Origin of the sequence: Nitrospira sp. (genome assembly GCA_029194665.1) — a bacterium.
Classification (GTDB): domain Bacteria; phylum Nitrospirota; class Nitrospiria; order Nitrospirales; family Nitrospiraceae; genus Nitrospira_D.
This window is the reverse complement of record JARFXO010000001.1, coordinates 643,647-663,649: the sequence shown is the minus strand read 5'-3', so window position 1 is coordinate 663,649 and position 20,003 is coordinate 643,647. Positions and strand designations below refer to the sequence as shown.

Genomic DNA, 20,003 nt, shown 5'->3' with positions numbered 1-20,003 from the left:
TTTTAAAACAATGGATCCAACCCGACTTCTTCCACCGTGCATCGGAGCTGCCCTCGGGCCAGACGTGCCAGAATCTCTTCACCGACGGAGACCTGTCCAACATCCCGAATGATTCGGCGTCCAGGCATCGTCTCGAGAATTCCATAACCTCGACCGAGAACAGCAAGAGGGCTGAGTCCGTGAGATCGGCCGATATAGGCATGGGTTTGCTCGGCCTTTCGCTTGAGACCATAGTTCATGGCAGCGATCAAACGCGACCTCAACTGTGGAACAATCACCAGATCCCGATGCACTTGAAGCGCCGGACTCTTCGCCGCCAGAGCTTGCGTCCATCCATGCACATTCACCATCGCTCGCCTCAGCCGAGCGCGGACTGCTTCTCGCATGCCTGCCACGGCGCCATCCACCCGCTGAACTTCCTTGAGGACCTTAAACCGGAGGTTGTCCATCTGAGCGAGCAAAAGCTCAAGCCGCTGATGCTGCTCAAGGCATCGCGAGCTTATGACTTGCCGACAGCGAGCGGTGAGCATGCTCAGCCGTTCAACGATCCCCGTCAACAGTGGGGCAACTATTTCGGCCGCAGCGGACGGCGTCGGGGCACGTACATCTGCCGCAAAGTCGGCCAGCGTCACATCGGTCTCATGTCCAACAGCTGATACGATGGGGACCCGTGACGCAGCGATGGCTCGTACGACCGCTTCGTCGTTGAAGCTCCACAGATCTTCCATTGATCCACCGCCTCGGCCGATGATCATCACATCGACTAGGCCGAGTTTGTTCAAGGTCTGAATCGCTGCTGTGATTTGTTCAGCCGATCCAGGCCCCTGCACCTGGACAGGCGCGATGATGATGTTCAAGATAGGACAGCGACGGTGCAACAGGGTGATCAGATCCCGAACTGCCGCTCCGGTCGGCGAGGTCACGATTCCAACGGTCCGCGGGAACATCGGTAGTGGTTGCTTGCCCTCCCTATCGAAAAGTCCTTCGGCTTCCAGGCGACGCTTCAGTTGCTCAAACGCGAACTGGAGGGCACCCCGCCCTTTGGGTTCAAGATGATCGAGAATAACCTGGTACTCACCTCGCGGTTCATATACCGAAAGCCGCCCCCGCACGACGACATGCAGCCCCTCCTCAAGGCCGAACCGCAAACGAACCGCCGCGGAACGGAAGATCACCGCCCGAATCTGACTCGACTGGTCCTTGAGTGTACAGTAAAGATGGCCGGAAGCTGGTGCGCGCAGGTTCGAAATTTCCCCTTCGAGCCACAGCTCGGCAAAGTTAGTTTCCAGGGAGGCCCGAACCATGGTTGTCAGTTCTGAGACGGTGAGAATCTGCCTCGATGTCGAGTCGAGCGCAATACGGGACGGATGGGCGTGGGTATTCGTGAGTCCTCTCCTTCTCAAGCCCGTGCGGCACTCACGGATCGCGACGATGCTATTGTGGGGACCCGAACCCTCATTCGATGTTCCGCTTAATCCATGAGGCGGATCCGTTCGAATGCTACCGCCTTGCCCAAGCGCGGATCAAGGTCGAGCAAGACCGCACAAAACACCGAGAGCCCTGAGGCGACTTCAAATCGTCTCGGCATGCCGGTCAAAAATTTCTCTATCGCCAGTTCTTTCTTGACTCCGATCACCGAATGGAACGGTCCCGTCATGCCGATATCCGTGATGTACGCAGTGCCCTTCGGCAGGATTTGTTCATCCGCAGTCTGCACATGCGTGTGCGTCCCGACGACAGCGACCACCTCCCCATCAAGGAAATGACCCATAGCCATTTTTTCAGATGTGGCTTCCGCATGCATGTCGACCACGATCGCGGAGGTCTCCCGCTTCAAGCGTGACAACTCGCGTTTCGCCGTCTGAAACGGACAATCGATTGTCGGCATATACACCCGACCCATCAGCTGTAATATGGCCAGCCGTTCGCCGCCTGCGGTTTCAATGACGACACTCCCGTTTCCAGGGACTCCCGCCGGATAATTCGCCGGACGCAACAACCGGGGCTCCCGAGAAAAGTACCCGACCACCTCCTTCTTATCCCAGGCGTGATTGCCGGTGGTGATGACCGAAATGCCTGCTTCGAACAGCTCTTCAGCCAACTCCGGTGTGACCCCGAACCCTCCGGCCAGATTTTCCCCGTTGGCGATGACCGCATCGATACGATGCTGTCCGATCAGCCGAGGCACCGTCCTGGCGACAGCCCGGCGCCCAGGCTCCCCCATGATGTCCCCGATACATAGGATCTTCACTTGGCGTATTCCACGTATCGGCTTTCTCGGATGACCGTGACCTTGATCTGTCCCGGATAGGTCAACTCCTGTTCGATCTTCTTGGCAAGTTCACGTGAAAGCTGGAACGACTCGGCATCCGTGATGTCCTCTTGTCTCACAATGACACGAATTTCACGCCCAGCTTGGATCGCGTACGCCTTCTGCACTCCCTTATGTCCGGTCGCCAGCGATTCCAGCTTTTCCAGCCGTTTCACGTAAGACTCCAGCGCTTCCCGCCGCGCACCGGGCCGTGCCGCCGACAACGCCTCAGCAGCCGCCACCAAGACACTCTCCGGACAGATCGGGTCCACCTGCTCATGATGTGCGGCAATCGCATTGACAATCTTGGGAGATTCGCCGTATTTCTTGGCGATTTCAGCCCCCAGCATGGCATGCGGCCCCTCTTCTTCATGGCTGACCGCCTTGCCGATGTCGTGCAGCAAAGCGCCTCGCCGAGCCAATCTGACGTCGAGACCCAACTCCGACGCCATGATGCCGCAAATGTACGACGCCTCGCGGGCATGATACAGGTTATTTTGCCCGTAGCTCGTGCGATACTTGAGGCGCCCCAACACTTTGATCAACTCCGGGTGAAAATCTGAAAGGCCCAGTTCAAAGGTGATCTTCTCGGCCTCCTCATACATCAGCTTATCGATGTCGATCTTCACCTTTTCGACGATTTCCTCGATTCGCGTGGGATGAATACGGCCATCGTGCATCAGGCGTTCCAGCGACACTTTGGCGATCTCGCGCCGCAATGGATCAAATCCCGAGATAATCACTGCTTCAGGGGTTTCATCGATGATCAAATCAATGCCCGTCGCCGCTTCAAGGGCACGGATATTCCGTCCTTCCCTGCCGATGATTCGGCCTTTCATGGCATCGTTTGGAATGGGAACCACCGAGATCGTTGATTCCGACACATAATCACGCACGACGCGTTGAATCGACGTGGTGATGATCTCTCGAGCTTCCCGTTCCGCAGTCTCACGGGCCTCTTCGATCGTTCGCTTGGCAATGCCTACGGCATCGAGCCGTGCCTGCGATTCCATTTCGAGGATCAATTGTTTCTTCGCTTCATCGGCCGTCATCCCGGCTACCCGTTCCAGCGCCTCGCGATGCTCGCGTTCGGCCTTGGCACAGGCAGACTCTTTGGCCGCAAGCCCCTCCTCTCGTTTTGCGAAATCCACCTCCCGCTTCCGGGACTCACCCTCGCGCTTCTCTATGGCGGCGAGTTTCCCGTCAAGCCCTCCTTCCCGCTGGATGAGACGCTTTTCCATCGCTGAAAGTTCACCAAGCTTGGTTTTCTGCTCTTGCTCGAATTCGGACTTCGCTTGAAACGCGAGATTCCTGGCTTCAAACCTGGCTTCCTTGAGAACATTCTCTGCCTCTCGTTGTGCGTTCTGCACCACCTGCTTGGCCAGCTCTTCCGCCTCAGCCTGCTTGGCACCAGTCATGCGACGACGCAGGAGCACAAATAGCCCTATACCAATAACGGCACCGAAAATCCCCGACAACATGATGTACATGACAATTGAGGTTGAAATGGGAGTCACCCCCTTCTCTTGAAAGGCTTCGGATCAGCTCAAGCCGCTCCTGGCGCCTAGTCACAGATCAAGTTAATCGGCACGAACACGATGTGGGGTGAAGAGGAGAGACTCAGGAGACTGCGAATCGTGTTATTTGGAAACACAAGAGATCGTCAGGGTACGCTGTTGTCCACGACTGTCGGTTTCCACCTGTCAGCCGCCGGAGGGAATCAGTTATTGAAACAGGTGCTGGTGGTAAAGACTCATGGCGTCCGGATGGTAGTTGTCGGACATCCTCATACGACGCACCAGGCCGTCGCCTGGCACATAGAAACCCTTGACTGAGCACGACCTGCACCATGAGTATCCACTAAACCAACCCTTCGTACCCCATGATCCAAACGTTCTCTGTTGTTCTCACATTGTTTCGTTTCCAACAAATCAACGATCCTACGAGTTTATCCTTTCCAATCCATCGACACACTCACACATCTGCATGATAACAAAGGGACTCTTTGAAAGCAAGGCGCGTCACCTTATCGGAAGAGCGAGGCCGGCATCTGCTCATCGATCGATTGCATCAACGTGACCATCCGCTGTTCGACATCGGCCTCCCCTTGGACCCTCTTTTTCTCAGACTCAAACAACTGATGGGCAAGATTGATCGCCGTCAGCACCGCCAACTTCGATGGAGTCGTCGTCTTCATCCCTTCCGCCAAATGTTTCATATGATCGTCGACGAAATGTGCCAGCCGTCGGATATAGGCATCATCGCCATCTCCCGTGATCGCATATCGTTGGCCATAAATTTCTACATCAATGGTCTTAGTCAATGGCCACCTCCTTAGGGTCTTCGACACATTCCAACAGCTCCATTTCATTCATGACTTTTTCGATTCGCACCTTGATGTCCAGTCGCTCCTTTTCCCATTTGCGGTTCATATCATCCTGGGCAGCCAGCCGCTGGCGCGCCGCCTTGAGCTCCTCCTCCAAGAGCGCATTCCCTCGTTTGAGCTCTTGAACGAGCTTCACCAAGTCACGAATTCGGGTTTCCAATGCATCAAGTCGATCCAAGTCCATAATCAACCCCTCTGCGCTATTGCCCCTACGGATTTGGGCGCACTATAGAAACTTCACAAGATCTTGTCAAGAAAAGGCCTTTGGATCCCCCGCCAGACGCAGGTATTCTTTGTAGCTACGCAGTACGCGTTTGACGTATTGTCTGGTCTCCTGATACTGGATCAACTCAACGAATTCATCCTCGCTCCGTCCCCGATAGGCCGCCGCCCAGGTCTCTACAACGATCGGGCCGGCATTGTACGCGGCGATCGTCTGCACCACATTCCCCGCAAACTGCTTAAACAGTTGCTCTGCATACCGAGTCCCGATCCGAATATTGATCTCTTGATCGAACAAATCCTCCCGGGATAGGCTTGGAAGCCGGTGCTGTTGCGCTACGGCGTTGGCGGTGGCCGGCATGACCTGCATCAATCCGATCGCCCCGACACGCGAGACGGCCTTCCAATCATATTGACTTTCTTCCCGAATGATCGCGGCAACGAGAAACGGATCCACCCCGCTGGCTCCCGACAGTTTAATCGTGGGAATCAATCCGGTTGGATAGGCCACATTCCAAAGTCCATCTGCGACCGTTCCGCCGGTCCGCTCCAACTTCTCACGGAATCGAGACCGCACCAGGCGCAGGGCATGATGATAGGCACCAACCTCGTTCAACATCATCGATAACGCCGCCAATACTTCGGGATCACGACTATATCGATCCGTCAACGCGCTGAGCTCTCTGGCGGCATCGTGATCGAGACCGAGTGTCTTGAGTTCCACCGCCCGTCTGTACGCCGGCTGTAGCTCGATCTGCATGCGATGACTTGTCTGATCGTCCTGACCCGATGTGGGAGGTACCTCGGGAACAGGTTGAGCGGACGAGGCAGCGACGACGGAACCCTCCCGTTTCGTCTGCCCGGCAACCGACAGGTCTGTGTGTTCGCGCGCCAACTGGCAGTAGTAGGTGTACGGAAAGCGCTGACAGAGCAATGCGAACGCCTCTTTTGACTTCACATCTTCCACTTGACCGTAGGAACGGGCAATCCAGTAGAGCGCCTGGGGTTCAAAGTCGCTGTCCTTCTGATCGACGATCTGCTGCCACACGGTGATGGCCTCCCGATAACGAGCCGTTCGGTAAAGCACCCACCCTTCCCGCCAGTAGGCTTCTGCTCGTTGAGAAGCCGGCTCTCCGAACTTGGACACCTGTCGATACCTTGCGATCGCTTCATCGAACCGCGCCTCATCTTCCAACCAGGTCCCGACAAATGCATTGATCTGTCCTTTCTGTTCCGGAGTCATCGTTCGTTTCGAAAGCGTCCGGCACAGATCCAATAACTTTTCCCCCAGTCCCTGTCTGAGATAGACCCTCGCGAGCCATACGGTCGCTTCATCTGCCCGAGGGCCTTGTTCAGCAGTCAGGGCATGAAAGGTGTCGCGGGCCTGATCGTACAGCTTCAACCGGACCTGAGCGATTCCCAGTTTGAGTTTGGCATCCATACGCTGTGGAGAGGACGGGTCTTGCGCCATGAACTTTTTCAGTTCCTCGATTGCTTCGGCATGGAGCGATTGCCCTAAGAAGGCCTGGGCACGCTCATAATGCATGTCGGGCATCACAGTCCACGGCACACCACCGATATTGCTCCTAAGCAGAGTCTCGGCTTCCTTGGCTTCCTTTGTCTGCGGAAACTTCGTCCAAAGCTGCTTCAGCGTTTCTCGTCCCTCCGTCAATTGACTCTCTCGAAGATAACAAGACGCCAACCGCAACCAGGCCTGAGGGATCTGCGCGTCCTTATCATTGACATTGACGGCCTTGACGAACCAGGACACCGCCTCTGGACAGCTGGACGCCTGATACCACGCTTCTCCGGCACGGAGCGCCACCTGATTGAGAAGATTGGAATCTGGGACCGCTTGCGACACCCCTTCAAACATGCCGGCCGCCTCCTTGGCATCCCCGGAGCGCAGCAAAGCCTCTCCGATCCAGAAGCGAATATAATCATCGAGTACGAGAAAGTCTCTCTGGGCTGCCCGAAGGTATGGCAAAGCCCCGGCGGGATTTCGATCGATCAAAATCACCCCAGACAGCAGCCCGGCACGCTTGGCCCACTGCGTGGCGGGAAATCCCTCCATGACCGTGCGGAGACGTTCCAGCTTGAGCGCCACCACTTGATCTTTCGTCAAAGCGTGACCCAGGCGCTCCTTCGGCCAGGCCGCCGCCGCGAAACAATCTTCCGCAGTCGTACAACCATTGGCCGTCGATTGTTCGGACATCTCAACTTGCGCCGTATAGCCGTCGCTGGAGAGAAAACACCCGAGCACGAGTGCCAGACCTGACGCAACCGTCAGCGCGCAACCACCGATGGAACGACACTTGTTACAGGTTTTCATGACAGCCTGCCGACGCCCGCCCTGTTCATTATATACAGAGCGGCCAGCAATGGAAGAAGTTTCAGGACCCGATGATGGGTAGGGCCATAAACGGTATGACTTCAGCTATGGTAGCCTTCATGGTTTGAAATATGATACTGCAGGCTTGTCAATGAGCCCTCCCGCTATCGCGACAACGCTCCTGAGTCTTACCGAACCACAGATGGTGAAGTTTGTCCGTGCGCAGCGCTGGCCGGACTATCGTGCAAAGCAAATTTTGCGCTGGATCTATCAACGACGCCTACGAACCATCACCGATATGACCGATCTCCCTATGCATGATCGCATGACGCTTTCTCAATCGGCCACGATCGGACGTTCATCCCATGTCAAGGTCCTGACCTCACGGGACGGAACGCGCAAGTTGCTGCTGCCCCTCGACGACGGCATGTCAATCGAAGCCGTGCTGATCCCGGATGAAGAGCGGCTGACGCTCTGTGTGTCAACTCAGGTGGGTTGTATGTTGGATTGCGGCTTCTGCCTGACCGGGCGCATGGGGCTTAAACGCAACCTCAAGCTTCACGAAATCATCGATCAGATCCTCACCGCGCAAGATGTGCTGAGGTCCGATGAACACATTACGAACCTCGTGTTCATGGGGATGGGAGAACCCCTGGCCAATTTAGACAGTCTCAAGGCCGCCGTGACCGCGCTGACCAGCAAAGCGTGGGGTCTTGGGTGGTCACGTAGGCGCGTGACGGTGTCGACGGCGGGGTTGGCGTCCCGCCTGACGGCCGTCGCGACGCTCGGCGTGAACCTCGCCATCTCGCTCAATGCCACCACCGAAGAACAGCGTCGGGCGCTGATGCCTGCTGCCAGCGAAATCGCTTCATTGAGGTCACTTCTGGCAGCCTGTCGCCGCTATCCCCTCGCCTCTCACCAACAGCTGACCTTCGAATATGTATTGCTCGCCGGTGTAAACGATCATGCGGCTGATGCTCGCCGCCTGGTGCAACTGGTGAGAGGCATGCGATGCAAGGTCAATTTGATTCCGTTCAATGAATTTCCGGGCAGCCCTTTTCATCGCCCGTCCGAACAGGCGATTCTTCGATTTCAATCCATCCTCCGCGACGCCGACCTCGATGCGTTTGTTCGAAAAAGCCGAGGACGGGACGTTCTCGGCGCCTGCGGACAGCTTGGAGAACTCTCCAGCAATCGACCTTCCTTGACACCTATCGAATCTCGTTGCTAGCATGACGAGTTCTACCTTCATCATGATCATGCGGACTATGCAGTCTCATTGGCACATCCACATCCTGACGACGCTTCTCGTCGTTGGTGCCGTCTCGGTCTCGCTGGGAGCAGAGCCGAGCGAGTACATCCTCGCAAACGGCATGAAAGTCCTGCTGGTCGAGGTTCCCAAGGCTCCGGTAGCCACGGTGCAGGTGTGGTACAAAGTCGGTTCGCGAAACGAGGTCATGGGACGAGCCGGACTTTCACACATGCTCGAGCACATGATGTTCAAGGGTACGGCACGCTATCCGAAAGGCTCGTTCTCCCGGATCGTCAGAAAGAACGGTGGAATCGACAACGCATTTACCGGACAAGACTTTACCGCCTATTTTGAGAATGTGGCGGCGGATCGTGTCGGATTGGTCCTCGAACTGGAGGCCGATCGGATGCAGGGCCTCATTCTGGACAACAACGAATTTCAGACCGAGCGCGACGTCGTGAAAGAAGAACGTCGTCTCAGATCCGAGGATGACCCGCAGGGTGCGCTGGTTGAAGCGTTGTTTGCTCAGGCCTTCTTCAGCCATCCCTACCATTGGCCCGTCATCGGATGGTTCGCCGATCTCGATGCGATGTCCCTCGAAGACTTGCAACGCCACTACGACACCTTTTACTCTCCCAACAACGCGACTCTCGTGATCGTGGGTGATATCAAGGCCGAAACTCTCCTTCCGACGATTAAACGTCTGTTTGAGCCGATTCCCAGAGGTCCCTCACCCAAGCAAGCCCTGCCGCCGGAACCGGAACAGCGAGGGGAACGCCGCTTTCTCTTGAAGCGCGAAGCCCAGGTACCGTTTGTCATGCTGGGGTTTCGCGTCCCCAACTATTCGAACGAGGACTCGTATGCGCTCGACATCCTCGAATCGATCCTGTCACACGGAAAAAGCTCCCGCCTCTATCAGAGCTTGGTCTACGAGCAGAAGAATTCATTGGCCGTCGGCGCCGAGTATAGCCTGTTGCAGGCCGATCCCGGTCTGTTTTATTTCTACTCATTGGTGAATCCCAGCGCCAAGGTCGAAGGGGTCGAAGAAGCCATCCATCGAGAGATCGTGCGGCTGCAGAATGAGCCGCCGTCCGAGCAGGAGCTTCAACGGGCTAAGAACCAAGTTGAGGCGGCGCGCATCTTCGAGCAAGATTCGAATTTTCGCCATGCCATGTTGATCGGGCAGGCGGAATCCGTCGGCGCCGGCTGGCGCCGGATCGATCAATTCGTTGAACGCATCCGTGCGGTTACGGTAAAAGACATCCAGCGTGTCGCGAAGCAATATCTTACCCCGGACAATCGGACTGTCGGAATTCTTATTCCTTTGCCCCCTCCTTCCCCGGATTCAGCACCCACGGCGGGGCATGACGGGAAATCATAGCATCATGGTCACCGAGCCGAGAGCCCACAGACGATCTTCTCCCGCGTCTCGATCCGTTCGCCGGTGGTCGGTTACCGGCATGGTAGTGCTGGTCCTATGCTGGCTGGGCGCCGCGAGGCCGTCCGCTGCCGCTGACATTTCGCCCACGAGATTCACCACACCGAATGGGATGACCGTTCTCGTGCTGGAACAACATTTCCTTCCCATCGTTGAAATCCATGCCCTCATCAAGGTCGGCTCAGCGCAGGACCCTCCGGAAAAGGCCGGTGTGGCGAATTTAGTCGCCGGCCTCCTCGATGAAGGCACCACAAGCAGATCCTCCAAACAGCTGGCCGAACAGATCGACTTTGTCGGAGGTTCGTTGGGAGTCCAGGCGGACGAAGATTTCACAACTGCATCGGCGCGCATACTGAAGAAAGACCTCGACCTCGGGTTCACTCTCCTTGCCGATATTCTTCAGCGTCCCGTTTTTCCCAAACAAGAGTTCGAGCGAGTCCGAGCGCAGATCCTTGGAGAAATTACCAGTGATAATGACGATCCCAGCCATGTCGCCATGAAGGCCTTCAATCAGTTGGTCTTTCAGAATCATCCCTATCGTTGGCCTGTGAACGGGACGGAAGATACCTTGGGCAAGATCACCTTGGCGGATGTGCAGGCTTTCTACGCCAAAGAGTATCTTCCGAACCAAGTCATCCTCACCATCGTCGGCGACATCACGGTTGAACAAGCGACGGCGCTCGTCCAGGCACATTTTGGATCCTGGAAAAAAGGGGTGCTGCCGCCGAGAACAGTTAAGAAACCGGCTGTCATCGACAAAAAGATCGTGCAGCTCATCGAGAAGGATCTTACGCAATCAACCATTGTGATAGGTCACCCCGGAATCAGCCGGACCAACCCGGACTTTTATGCCGTCACCGTCATGAACCATGTGTTGGGGGCCGGAGGATTTTCATCCCGACTCATGGACACCATTCGAGACAAGCAAGGGCTTGCCTATGGCATTACCAGTCATTACGATGCTCGATTGATGCCTGGTTCCTTCTGGATCAATCTTCAGACCCGTACCGAAACCACCAACCAGGCCATCACCGGCGTCCTGGCTGAAATGAGAACGATCCGAGAGGCCCCGGTCACCGATCAGGAGTTGGCCGATGCTAAAGCATTTTTGATGGGCAGTTTCCCCTTACGACTGGATTCCACTGCGAAGCTGGCGAAAGTCTTGGCACAAGTAGAGTTTTTTGGGCTGGGGTTCGACTATTTTAGTCAGTACCCAAAATGGATCGAACGAGTGACAAGAGAGGATGTGCAGCGCGTGGCCAAACAATACCTGGATCCTCAACACTACGCGCTCGTCGTGGTCGGCAATATCGCGAAGGCAAAAGTTCGCAACTAGTAAGCCTATACTATGCAAGCGTCCCTTCTCCAACAGAAGCTCCGTCGCCTCCGAACGCTCATGACGGAGATGGGCTCGGTCGTGGTGGCCTATTCCGGTGGAATCGACAGCACGTTCGTGCTTAAAGTCGCGCACGACCAACTCCACGAGCAGGCGGTCGGCATCACGGCCATCTCAGCGACGTTTCCATCTCTTGAGTTGGAAGCTGCCGAGCGGGTTGCCCGGGAGATCGGCGCCCGCCATGAAACCGTACAGACGGATCAGCTGGCCATTGACGACTTCGTGAGGAATGACGCGAATCGTTGTTTTCACTGTAAGGCGGACCTGTACCAACTTCTTGGAAATGTGCGGCAATCCAAAGCTGCCACCTATGTCGTCGATGGAACCAATCTGGACGACCTGGGTGATGATCGCCCCGGCATCAAAGCTGCCCGGGAATGGGGCGTGCGCAGCCCGCTCGTGGAGGCCGAATTATCAAAGGCCGACATCCGTATTCTTGCCAAAGATCTAGGGCTTTCCAATTGGGATAAGCCGGCTGCGGCTTGTCTCTCGTCACGGATCCCACGTGGAAACATGATCACGCTGGAAAAATTGCACCGTGTTGAAAAAGCCGAAGCTGTATTGCATCGTGAGGGGTTCCGTCATTTTCGAGTACGAAGTCACGGTGAGATCGCGCGGATTGAATTGGCACAGAGCGAACTTCCTCGGCTCATGCAAGCAGATCTGTGTGCAGCGATCAGTACAAAGCTGAAAGCGCTGGGGTTTAAATTCGTGACGGTGGATTTGGAAGGATATCGGCCTGGTGGAGTCACCCTAAACTGACTCCACCGTAGCTGACGACATGTCAGCGTGGCTGCGATTTCGAAAGAGCCTCGAGCGCCTCGTCTGCAAACTTTTTCTGATCAGCCTCTGTCAGGCTCCGCTGAACCACTTTTTCCGCCACCATAAGAGCGAGTTCAGTCGTCTGGGTTCGAATATCTTGTAGCGCTTTACGACGCTCTTGCTCGATCTCGCGTGTCGCATCGCCCTTGATACGTTCGGCCTCCGCGGTCAACCGTTGTTCGTTTTCATCGAGCAACCGTTGAGCGCGCTCTTTTGCCGCGGCGAGTATAGCCTCGGCTTCCTTCCCCGCCGCGTGAAGCTTAGCCTCATATTCTCTGAGCCGTCGCTCAGCCTCGAACCGGTGCTGCTCAGCCTGATCGAGGCTGTCCTTAATTTTCTTTTCTCGCTCCTCCAAGACACTCAAGATGCCGGGAAATGCATACTTGTAGAGCAGAAACAAGAGAATCCCAAACGAAACGATCTCCCAGAAAATCAAAGAAGAAAAAAAGTCAGATTCAAACTGTGGCATATACGTTTCGCAAAACGTTACACGTGAATCGTCAAACGAGAATACCCTCTCGATGAACGGTTAACGAATAACGGTTAACGCTCCCTACTTCCGAAAGCCCATGATGATGAAGGCGATGACCAGGCCGTACAGAGCAATAGCTTCTACCAGCGCGAACCCGATCCACATATACTTCGTGACGCGAGCTTCTGCTTCAGGCTGGCGTGCCACCACTTCAATCATCTTCCCGAAGATGTAGCCGATCCCCACACCGGCCCCGGCAAACCCTGCCGCAGCACATCCCATACCGATCAACCCTGCTGCTGCTGAATCCATTATGTCCTACTCCTCTCTTGTCTAAACCGGCACGCGCTAATGCGCGTGCTCATCATGGCCATGCAAATGAAACGCGTCCCCCAAGTAGACACAGGTCAAGATGGTAAAAATATAGGCTTGAATGCCTGCGATAAGGAGGAATTCCAATCCATACACGAGAAGTGAAATCGCTAAAGGCAGCCACCCGATCAACAATCCACCGCTGATCGTGAGGCTGAACAGAACCGCGAGCATCACATGGCCCGCCGTCATATTCGCAAAAAGCCGAACAGCCAGTGAAACAGGCCGCGCCAACTGACTGACGATCTCGATCGGGATCATCAACGGCACCAGCCATGCAGGAGTTCCAGGCGGGATAAGGATCCCTAGAAACTTTGCACCATGTAACCAGAATCCCAAAACCAAGCTCAGCCCGTACACAACGCACGAGAAGACGGACGTCACGACAATTTGGCTCGTCACCGTATAGGTGCCCGGAATCAACCCGATATAATTGGAAAAAAGAATAAATAAGAAGAGCGTGGCGACGAACGGGAAAAATCGCAGCCCATCCTTCCCCATCGTATCTAGGATCATGTTCCGAATGAACTCCACCAGCATCTCCGCCAGGCTCTGCAACTTGCCGGGCACCAATTTGCGCGACGATCCTGCCATGATCATGAGGACCGCCGCGACGGCGATGACAATCCACATAAAGATCACGGCTTTATTGATGGAAATGTCCACACCGCCGATCGAGAGCGGAATCCAGTGATGAAGCTCGAATTGATGAAGCGGACTTTCTTCCATGACTATCCCTGCTTACTTATTTGCGTTGTTCGACGGGCCTTGCCATCGTTGTGCGGATCGATAGGCGTTCCTCATTCCAGCCGCCGCACCGAAGACCAACCCAATGATGAGACCCCACGGAGTTGTCCCTAAGAGATACGTATCGACGACCCATCCAAGCCCACCTCCGACGATCAGCGCAGCCAGCAGTTCCGTTCCGATTCGAACGGCCTGACCGAGCCCCGCGTATAAGGGATCTTGTTGAGAGGGCATCCCAAACCCACGGAAGGCGAGAGCAGGTGAGCAGAACTCTGCCCCTCATCGGGTGCGCAATTTAAGCAAACCCGTGCTTTGAATGTCAAGCGGTTGGAGGCCTATGCTCGCAGAAATCGCTACGGTATAGTAAAGCCCCACGGCTCCATCCATCCTCCGTAGCAGACTACTGCGGAGGGCGGACAAACGGGGCTTCCTGCAGAGGCGGTGATCACTCGTTCCTGTTGGAAACGGGCCTACTATGCCGAGAACCTTACCCTCGTCGATTCCATTTTTGCACGGTTCTCCTTCACCGCTCATCCTGGCCGGCCCTTCTCGCTCGGCAAGCCCGTTTCAATTGTACGCGAAGGTCGCCTCGGCTGAACATCCCTCGTTTCTCTTTGAGAGCGGTAACGGTAAGGGCGCCATGGGACGGTATTCGTACTTTGGCGTCGATCCCTATCAAACATTGTACGGGAAAGGGCATACGTTGGTGCACCGATCGATTCAAGGCCACATGGACTCAGGCGCATCTCCGTTTCAAGGATTGGCTCACCTCCTGAATCGTCAGCGAATCGCCCGTCCTCCCGATGTCCCACCTTTTTTTGGCGGTGCAGTCGGTTACTTGAGTTATGATCTCGCACGCCAGTTCGAAAGGCTGCCGTCCTTGGCCCTCGATGACCTTGCCGGCCCTGATCTGGAGTTCGCGTTTTTCGATCTTGTCGCAGCACTCGACCATGAGTTGGACCGTCTGGTGCTCATGTTCTGTCCGCCGCTCGAGCGATTCTTGGGTGAGCCCCGGGAAAAACTGTTTCGTGAGGGAAGGGATCGACTGGCCGAATTCGACGCCCGATTGACCAGGCCCGACAGGGCCGATGCACAGTGGAGCAATCTCGGTCGCCTGACGTTTACACCGCAGCAGGAGCAGGCGTCCTATAGTCAGAACGTACGCCGTTGCCAGGAATACATCGCAGCCGGTGATGTCTATCAAGTCAACCTCTCCCACCGTTTCACTGTGACCAGTGAAATCTTCTCCTCTCTTGAGAACCTTGAAACCGATCTGGCCGTCTATAGTCGATTGCGTTCATTGAACCCTTCCCCCTTTTCGGGATTACTCCGGTTCGATGCAGTTCGTCTCATCAGTTCCTCACCTGAACGACTCGTTCGGCTGGAAGGACGTCGAGCCGATACGAGGCCGATCGCGGGCACCCGACCCCGGGGGAGAACCTCCGACGACGATCGGCGGCTGATCGATGAATTACTGACGAACGAAAAGGAACGTGCGGAACATGTCATGTTGGTCGATCTTGAGCGGAACGACCTCGGTCGAGTCTGCCGTTTCGGGACCGTCCATGTGAATGAATTGATGACGGTCGAGCAATATTCCCATGTCAACCACCTGGTCTCACATGTGGCCGGCACCCTCAGGGGCCATGCGACGGGTTTCGACCTGCTGAAAGCCATGTTCCCTGGTGGAACAATCACCGGTGTCCCAAAGATCCGCTGCATGGAGATCATCGAGGAGTTGGAGCCCGTGCGGCGCGGCCCGTACACCGGCTCGATGGGTTATCTCAGCTGGAGCGGAGATCTCGACTTCAATATCCTGATACGCACGTTGGTTATGAGACATGCGGTGGGCTATCTCCAAGTCGGAGCAGGGATTGTGGCCGATTCGGAACCGACGCGCGAATATGAGGAAACGATCCATAAGGCCCAGGCTTTCTTCAGCGCCTTCTTATAACCGATGTGGATATACCTGAATAACAAGTTCGTCACAGACGAGGAGGCCGTGGTCTCCGTCTTCGACCATGGATTTCTCTACGGCGATGGGGTCTATGAAACGATTCGTTCGTACGGCCCCCGCATCTTCATGCTGAATGAACATCTGTCACGATTGCTCCGGTCCGCTGAGACGATCGGTCTGACGATCCCAATTCCATTGGAAGATTGGCCAGGCATTCTGCATGAAGCCATGGCCCGTAACGAGGTCGGGACCGATCGGCATGACGCCTATCTAAGGATCACGGTCACCAGAGGAGCCGGAGACATCGGACTAGACCCGGCACTCTGTTCATCGCCGACCGTCGTCGTGATGGCCAAGCCACTCGTGCCTCCGGCGTCCCATCTCTATGAAAGAGGCGTCGACGTGATCGTGGCTTCCACGAAACGAAATCTGCCGAGTGCCTTGCCGCCACAGATCAAGACCACCAGCTTCTTGAACAATATCCAAGCCAAACGTGAAGCGATCGCAGCAGGCGCATTCGACAGCATCCTGCTCAATCGGGAACAGCATCTGACCGAATGCACCGTCAGCAATCTGTTTCTAGTGATGGACGGCAAGCTACGAACGCCTATTCTGGCATGCGGCTTACTCGACGGCATCACCAGAATGGTCGTGCTTCGGATGGCCGAAGAACTCAACATCCACGTCGAAGAAGGTCGCTATGCCGTCGACCAGTTATACCGGGCCGATGAATGCTTTCTGACGAACACCAGCATGGAAATCATGCCTGTGACTTCCGTCGACCGTAGGCCTGTCGGCGACGGGAAACCTGGTCCGGTCACCCAGTGGCTAAGGGAACAGTTCGTGGCGGTGCGAGGCCGATTCTAGGACGGTCCTTCCCGCCGATTAAACCTCATCTTCCCGTTTTTTCTCAGAATTCTTCAGATCTCAAAGGCACCGGATCTGCCTTTCCTTGACAGACAGTGACAGACTGCTATCGTTTGAACATGCCAAAGCTGAATATCCGACCTCGCGCTTCAATCAGCCGGCCTGGCATGGGCGTCCTCGTCGCGTTGAGTGGTATCCTGCTAACCGTTCCAAGTGACAATCGGGCTGAGATTTATCAATATGTCGATGCCAAAGGGACGATATCGCTCACCAACGTTCCCTCTGATGCTCGATACCACCGGATCGACCCCCACCCGAATCGCCTGCATCCCGTTCTTTCGGAAGAAGAGTTGAATCCGATGATTAGTCGATTCTCACGGCAGCATCAACTGCACCCTGCCCTTATCCGCGCCATCATCAAGGCCGAATCGGATTTCGACCCTCGCGCGGTATCACGAGCTGGAGCCGTCGGATTGATGCAATTGATGCCGCAAACGGCCGTGAGGTTGGATGTCCGAGACCTCTACGATCCCGAGGACAATATCAGAGGAGGGACAAAATACCTACGCCAGCTGCTCGACCGATTTCGCGGCAACCTTCCACTGGCGCTCGCCGCCTATAACGCTGGGGAGCATACCATCGATCGTTACCGAACTCTTCCGCCGATCGACGAAACCCGCCAATACGTCCGCAAGGTCTTGCGGTATTATCGGCTCTTCCTCGCCCGTGACCTTGCCGCGACCGGACACGTCATCCCGTCCTCGGAGTCCGCAATGCCACGACCCGCCCCTGTGGCTTCAAATCGGTCCGGCGAGTAGTTCGGATCTCCGAACACAATTGACTATGTTGTTTCCAGCCCGGCCGTTTGGACTCTGGAAAATCGGATCGGTAATGGGCGCCGACGCTGTTTTCTCTCCAGAGTGCCGCTTCCGCCACGCAATGGGCCACCTGAACCATGTTCTTGACCTCCAGGTCGGCTCTCCCAGCAAAGGACCTGGACACCATCCGTTCCCACCGCGCAAGCTGAGCCGTGGCGCGAACGAGCGATTCCCGAGAACGGACGAGCCCTACTTGCCCCCACATGGTCCGTCGAAGGGAGCTGCGTACCTTTTCGGCATCCTCCAATCGTTCCAAACGAACGCGCTTCAAGCGCTCCACATGGTGAGTCAAATCGGGCATCGAACTACGAAAGGCCCAGCCTACTGCGGCAACTCCGGCCCGCATTCCGAAAACCAATCCCTCCAGCAATGAATTGCTGGCCAGTCGGTTAGCGCCGTGCACACCGCTACAAGCCACCTCGCCCGCTGCAAAAAGACCCGGCAATGTCGTGGCTCCATTGATATCAGTCGCGACTCCCCCCATCATGTAATGGGCGCTCGGAGAGACCGGGATCCATTCTTCCGTGATATCGATATCGTGGCGTAGACAGGTCGCATAGATCGTCGGAAATCGCCGTTTGACAAAACTCGACCCCAAGTGAGTCACATCAAGATAGACATGTCGCGCCCGTGTCGCCGCCATTTCCGCCCAGATCGCCCGCGCGACGATATCCCGCGGAGCCAAGACGCCGAGCGGGTGATACCGCTGCATAAACGGCTCTCCCCTATTGTTGCGCAACTGACCTCCCTCTCCTCGCATGGCTTCCGACAACAAGAAAGGCGGACTCGATGGTAGGTACAGCGACGTCGGGTGAAACTGGACGAATTCCATATCTTGTAGCTCCGCGCCTGCCCGGAACGCCATGGCCATACCGTCGCCGGTCGCATTGGGCGGATTTGTGGTACGCGCAAAAATCTGTCCCGCGCCCCCGGTCGACAGGACGACGGCTTTTGCAGGAATGATGAGGTGTTCCTCTGAATGTTCATCGAGCACGACCGCTCCGCAACAGCGGCCTTCCTCAACCACAAGATCGACGGTGAAGTGGTAATCCAGCCGGACGATCCGCTTTTGTCGCGCGGCCTGCGCCATCAATACCCGCACCATCTCGTTTCCTGTCGCATCGCCTCTCGCACGGAGGATTCTGCTGCGGCTGTGGGCCGCTTCGCGAGCAAATGCAAACTTCCCACCCGTTTTGTCGAATTTCGCACCCCAACGAATGAGCTCTTGAATCCGATCCGGTCCTTCCTCAACCAACACCCGCACGGCCTCACGACGACAGAGGCCGTGTCCTGCCTTCACGGTATCCGTCAAATGGATGGCGACATCATCCTCTTCGCTCAAGGCCACGGCAACCCCGCCTTGCGCAAAGATGGAATTGCTCTGTAAGGGATGCCCTTTGGTAAGAACGATCACCCGGCCTACTCGGCAGAGGTCCAGGGCTGCGCGAAGCCCGGCGACTCCGCTGCCGATGACGAGAAAATCTGCTCCCAACATACTCCGCGGCATCGTCATTGTGGTTGGGTGAGCGGCGAGAGAGGTTCCGACAACATCTGTTTTGTCTTCATCCCAAAGGGCAAATCTCCCTGTGCGCTGCGCAAGCGAATCGAGTGTGTACCAGACCATTGCAATCGTGCGTATCCTCGTTGCCGGATACCCATGTCACCGGCATCCCTTTTCCACGTCCCTTGCCAGTGGATGAAGACATCGATGTCGTCTTTCTCGATCACCACCCGTTCAATCTTGAATTCGACGGAGATAACGGAAAAGGCTTCGAAATCCATGTCGACCTGTCGTTTCAGCTCGTCCAGTTGATCGAGCGGCAACAGCATGGATTGAAAACCGGCCCGATCCTTTTGTTGATAGGCGCTCCGTAACGATTCCACCGCTTGATCGATGCGGAGGAGTCGCTCATGCTCTGCTGGGTATTGGATGGTCTTCGATGGACATCCACCGAACACAAGCGCGAGTAGTATGAGCCACGAGATGAATGTAGACGGTGAAGGGTCACATCTTCGGACAAACATGGGAAGGCAGTATAGCACAGGGCAAAAGAGCGCCATGAGCTTGCATTTTTGGCGGAAAGCACTTAGACTCGCCCCTCCTTAAGGAGATACAGCACATGTCAAGCGTCCTGAAAAAGCGACGAAAGAAGATGCGGAAGCACAAGTACAAGAAGTTGCGCCAGCGTCAGAAATTTCTTCGCCGCAAAAGCTAAGCTCAGCCGGCGTGGCGGGAGGAGGGAACCGTGGCCGAGGGGAGGAAAGTCCGCATCCGCGTACGGACGGTCAATTGTACCTATGTGGGAGACTTCCTGGTGCCTCCGATGCGGAATCGCGTCTCCGATGCGATCAACGAAGAAGCACGTCTCTTCATCAGTCTGACAGACGTCGTGATCAACGATAAAGACCGGTCGGATTTCGTGGCGGTCAATAAGAATCTGATCGAGTCGATCGCTCAACTCTAGTCGCTCCATCTCACCCCCGTCAGCCTATTGTTTGACCGTAGCCGTAAAACGGAACACGATCGCCTGTCCGATCACACCCCCTGACC

20 protein-coding genes are annotated in these 20,003 nt (G+C 55.9%); 8 read left to right on the top strand and 12 right to left on the bottom strand.

Features of this window, described 5'->3' with window-relative positions; genetic code table 11:
• Positions 1-2: 2 nt before the first annotated feature.
• From xseA to P0119_03110, 6 genes are all read right to left on the bottom strand, one after another.
• A complete protein-coding gene (gene xseA / locus P0119_03135) occupies positions 3-1,403 on the bottom strand; it encodes an exodeoxyribonuclease VII large subunit (protein MDF0665050.1) in 1,401 nt (466 codons plus the stop codon).
• A gap of 68 nt (positions 1,404-1,471) precedes the next feature.
• Positions 1,472-2,251, bottom strand: coding sequence for a TIGR00282 family metallophosphoesterase (locus tag P0119_03130; GenBank protein MDF0665049.1), 780 nt, complete (start codon positions 2,249-2,251; stop codon positions 1,472-1,474).
• Positions 2,248-3,828 carry a ribonuclease Y gene (rny, locus tag P0119_03125; protein MDF0665048.1) on the bottom strand — a complete coding sequence of 527 codons (1,581 nt, stop codon included), beginning with the start codon at positions 3,826-3,828 and terminating at the stop codon, positions 2,248-2,250. Before rny ends, P0119_03130 begins: the two co-directional genes overlap by 4 nt.
• Positions 3,829-4,337: 509 nt before the next feature.
• The gene (locus P0119_03120; GenBank protein ID MDF0665047.1) at positions 4,338-4,634 is read right to left on the bottom strand and encodes a cell division protein ZapA; all 297 of its coding nucleotides are present in this window, start codon (positions 4,632-4,634) and stop codon (positions 4,338-4,340) included.
• Positions 4,627-4,881, bottom strand: a complete 255-nt coding sequence (locus P0119_03115) for a hypothetical protein (GenBank protein ID MDF0665046.1) — start codon at positions 4,879-4,881, stop codon at positions 4,627-4,629. The genes P0119_03120 and P0119_03115 overlap by 8 nt, the downstream gene beginning before the upstream one ends.
• Before the next feature lie 66 nt (positions 4,882-4,947).
• Complete coding sequence (locus tag P0119_03110; GenBank protein MDF0665045.1) at positions 4,948-7,251, bottom strand: transglycosylase SLT domain-containing protein; 2,304 nt, start codon at positions 7,249-7,251, stop codon at positions 4,948-4,950.
• Positions 7,252-7,402: 151 nt separating this feature from the next.
• On the opposite strand from P0119_03110, the gene rlmN reads away from it, so the two are divergent.
• The 4 genes from rlmN (at position 7,403) to larE (ending at position 12,099) form a co-directional block, all read left to right on the top strand.
• Positions 7,403-8,482: a 23S rRNA (adenine(2503)-C(2))-methyltransferase RlmN gene (gene rlmN, locus P0119_03105; GenBank protein MDF0665044.1), complete on the top strand. Its 1,080-nt coding sequence runs from the start codon at positions 7,403-7,405 to the stop codon at positions 8,480-8,482.
• Between the two features lies 1 nt (position 8,483).
• On the top strand, positions 8,484-9,884 hold the full coding sequence (locus P0119_03100; GenBank protein MDF0665043.1) for a pitrilysin family protein: 1,401 nt from the start codon (positions 8,484-8,486) through the stop codon (positions 9,882-9,884).
• 79 nt (positions 9,885-9,963) lie between these two features.
• Complete coding sequence (locus P0119_03095) at positions 9,964-11,277, top strand: pitrilysin family protein (GenBank protein MDF0665042.1); 1,314 nt, start codon at positions 9,964-9,966, stop codon at positions 11,275-11,277.
• 12 nt (positions 11,278-11,289) lie between these two features.
• Positions 11,290-12,099, top strand: coding sequence for an ATP-dependent sacrificial sulfur transferase LarE (gene larE, locus P0119_03090; protein ID MDF0665041.1), 810 nt, complete (start codon positions 11,290-11,292; stop codon positions 12,097-12,099).
• A gap of 22 nt (positions 12,100-12,121) precedes the next feature.
• On the opposite strand, the gene atpF is transcribed toward larE, so the two are convergent.
• From atpF to P0119_03070, 4 genes are all read right to left on the bottom strand, one after another.
• Positions 12,122-12,628, bottom strand: coding sequence for a F0F1 ATP synthase subunit B (gene atpF / locus P0119_03085; protein MDF0665040.1), 507 nt, complete (start codon positions 12,626-12,628; stop codon positions 12,122-12,124).
• An 84-nt stretch (positions 12,629-12,712) separates the two neighbouring features.
• A complete protein-coding gene (atpE, locus tag P0119_03080) occupies positions 12,713-12,943 on the bottom strand; it encodes an ATP synthase F0 subunit C (GenBank protein MDF0665039.1) in 231 nt (76 codons plus the stop codon).
• Positions 12,944-12,979: 36 nt separating this feature from the next.
• Positions 12,980-13,732 (bottom strand): F0F1 ATP synthase subunit A, encoded by a 753-nt coding sequence (locus tag P0119_03075; GenBank protein ID MDF0665038.1) that lies wholly within the window; start codon positions 13,730-13,732, stop codon positions 12,980-12,982.
• A gap of 12 nt (positions 13,733-13,744) precedes the next feature.
• Entirely contained in the window at positions 13,745-13,984 is a 240-nt protein-coding gene (locus tag P0119_03070; protein ID MDF0665037.1) for an AtpZ/AtpI family protein, read from the bottom strand.
• A 241-nt stretch (positions 13,985-14,225) separates the two neighbouring features.
• Between P0119_03070 and P0119_03065 the strand changes: the two genes are divergently transcribed.
• The 3 genes from P0119_03065 (at position 14,226) to P0119_03055 (ending at position 17,392) form a co-directional block, all read left to right on the top strand.
• Positions 14,226-15,704, top strand: coding sequence for an anthranilate synthase component I family protein (locus tag P0119_03065; GenBank protein ID MDF0665036.1), 1,479 nt, complete (start codon positions 14,226-14,228; stop codon positions 15,702-15,704).
• 48 nt (positions 15,705-15,752) lie between these two features.
• Positions 15,753-16,574, top strand: coding sequence for an aminotransferase class IV (locus tag P0119_03060; protein ID MDF0665035.1), 822 nt, complete (start codon positions 15,753-15,755; stop codon positions 16,572-16,574).
• A 167-nt stretch (positions 16,575-16,741) separates the two neighbouring features.
• On the top strand, positions 16,742-17,392 hold the full coding sequence (locus P0119_03055) for a lytic transglycosylase domain-containing protein (GenBank protein ID MDF0665034.1): 651 nt from the start codon (positions 16,742-16,744) through the stop codon (positions 17,390-17,392).
• Here the strand turns inward: P0119_03055 and nadB are convergent.
• Together nadB and P0119_03045 are read right to left on the bottom strand one after the other, a co-directional pair.
• Entirely contained in the window at positions 17,325-18,947 is a 1,623-nt protein-coding gene (nadB, locus tag P0119_03050) for an L-aspartate oxidase (protein MDF0665033.1), read from the bottom strand. The two genes, P0119_03055 and nadB, sit on opposite strands and share 68 nt — an antisense overlap.
• Positions 18,948-18,961: 14 nt before the next feature.
• A complete protein-coding gene (locus P0119_03045) occupies positions 18,962-19,477 on the bottom strand; it encodes a hypothetical protein (GenBank protein ID MDF0665032.1) in 516 nt (171 codons plus the stop codon).
• A 221-nt stretch (positions 19,478-19,698) separates the two neighbouring features.
• Between P0119_03045 and P0119_03040 the strand changes: the two genes are divergently transcribed.
• Positions 19,699-19,917: a hypothetical protein gene (locus P0119_03040; GenBank protein MDF0665031.1), complete on the top strand. Its 219-nt coding sequence runs from the start codon at positions 19,699-19,701 to the stop codon at positions 19,915-19,917.
• Positions 19,918-20,003 lie beyond the last annotated feature (86 nt).

Bases quoted from the DNA above. Each gene is read 5' to 3' on its own strand.
- P0119_03095 (MDF0665042.1), top strand. From the start codon at position 9,964: ATGGTAGTGCTGGTCCTATGCTGGCTGGGCGCCGCGAGGCCGTCCGCT.
- atpF (MDF0665040.1), bottom strand. From the start codon at position 12,628: ATGCCACAGTTTGAATCTGACTTTTTTTCTTCTTTGATTTTCTGGGAG.
- P0119_03075 (MDF0665038.1), bottom strand. From the start codon at position 13,732: ATGGAAGAAAGTCCGCTTCATCAATTCGAGCTTCATCACTGGATTCCG.
- P0119_03045 (MDF0665032.1), bottom strand. From the start codon at position 19,477: ATGTTTGTCCGAAGATGTGACCCTTCACCGTCTACATTCATCTCGTGG.
- atpE (MDF0665039.1), bottom strand. From the start codon at position 12,943: ATGGATTCAGCAGCAGCAGGGTTGATCGGTATGGGATGTGCTGCGGCA.
- larE (MDF0665041.1), top strand. From the start codon at position 11,290: ATGCAAGCGTCCCTTCTCCAACAGAAGCTCCGTCGCCTCCGAACGCTC.
- nadB (MDF0665033.1), bottom strand. From the start codon at position 18,947: ATGTTGGGAGCAGATTTTCTCGTCATCGGCAGCGGAGTCGCCGGGCTT.
- P0119_03065 (MDF0665036.1), top strand. From the start codon at position 14,226: ATGCCGAGAACCTTACCCTCGTCGATTCCATTTTTGCACGGTTCTCCT.
- P0119_03055 (MDF0665034.1), top strand. From the start codon at position 16,742: ATGGGCGTCCTCGTCGCGTTGAGTGGTATCCTGCTAACCGTTCCAAGT.
- rlmN (MDF0665044.1), top strand. From the start codon at position 7,403: ATGAGCCCTCCCGCTATCGCGACAACGCTCCTGAGTCTTACCGAACCA.
- P0119_03115 (MDF0665046.1), bottom strand. From the start codon at position 4,881: ATGGACTTGGATCGACTTGATGCATTGGAAACCCGAATTCGTGACTTG.
- P0119_03100 (MDF0665043.1), top strand. From the start codon at position 8,484: ATGACGAGTTCTACCTTCATCATGATCATGCGGACTATGCAGTCTCAT.
- P0119_03110 (MDF0665045.1), bottom strand. From the start codon at position 7,251: ATGAAAACCTGTAACAAGTGTCGTTCCATCGGTGGTTGCGCGCTGACG.
- P0119_03070 (MDF0665037.1), bottom strand. From the start codon at position 13,984: ATGCCCTCTCAACAAGATCCCTTATACGCGGGGCTCGGTCAGGCCGTT.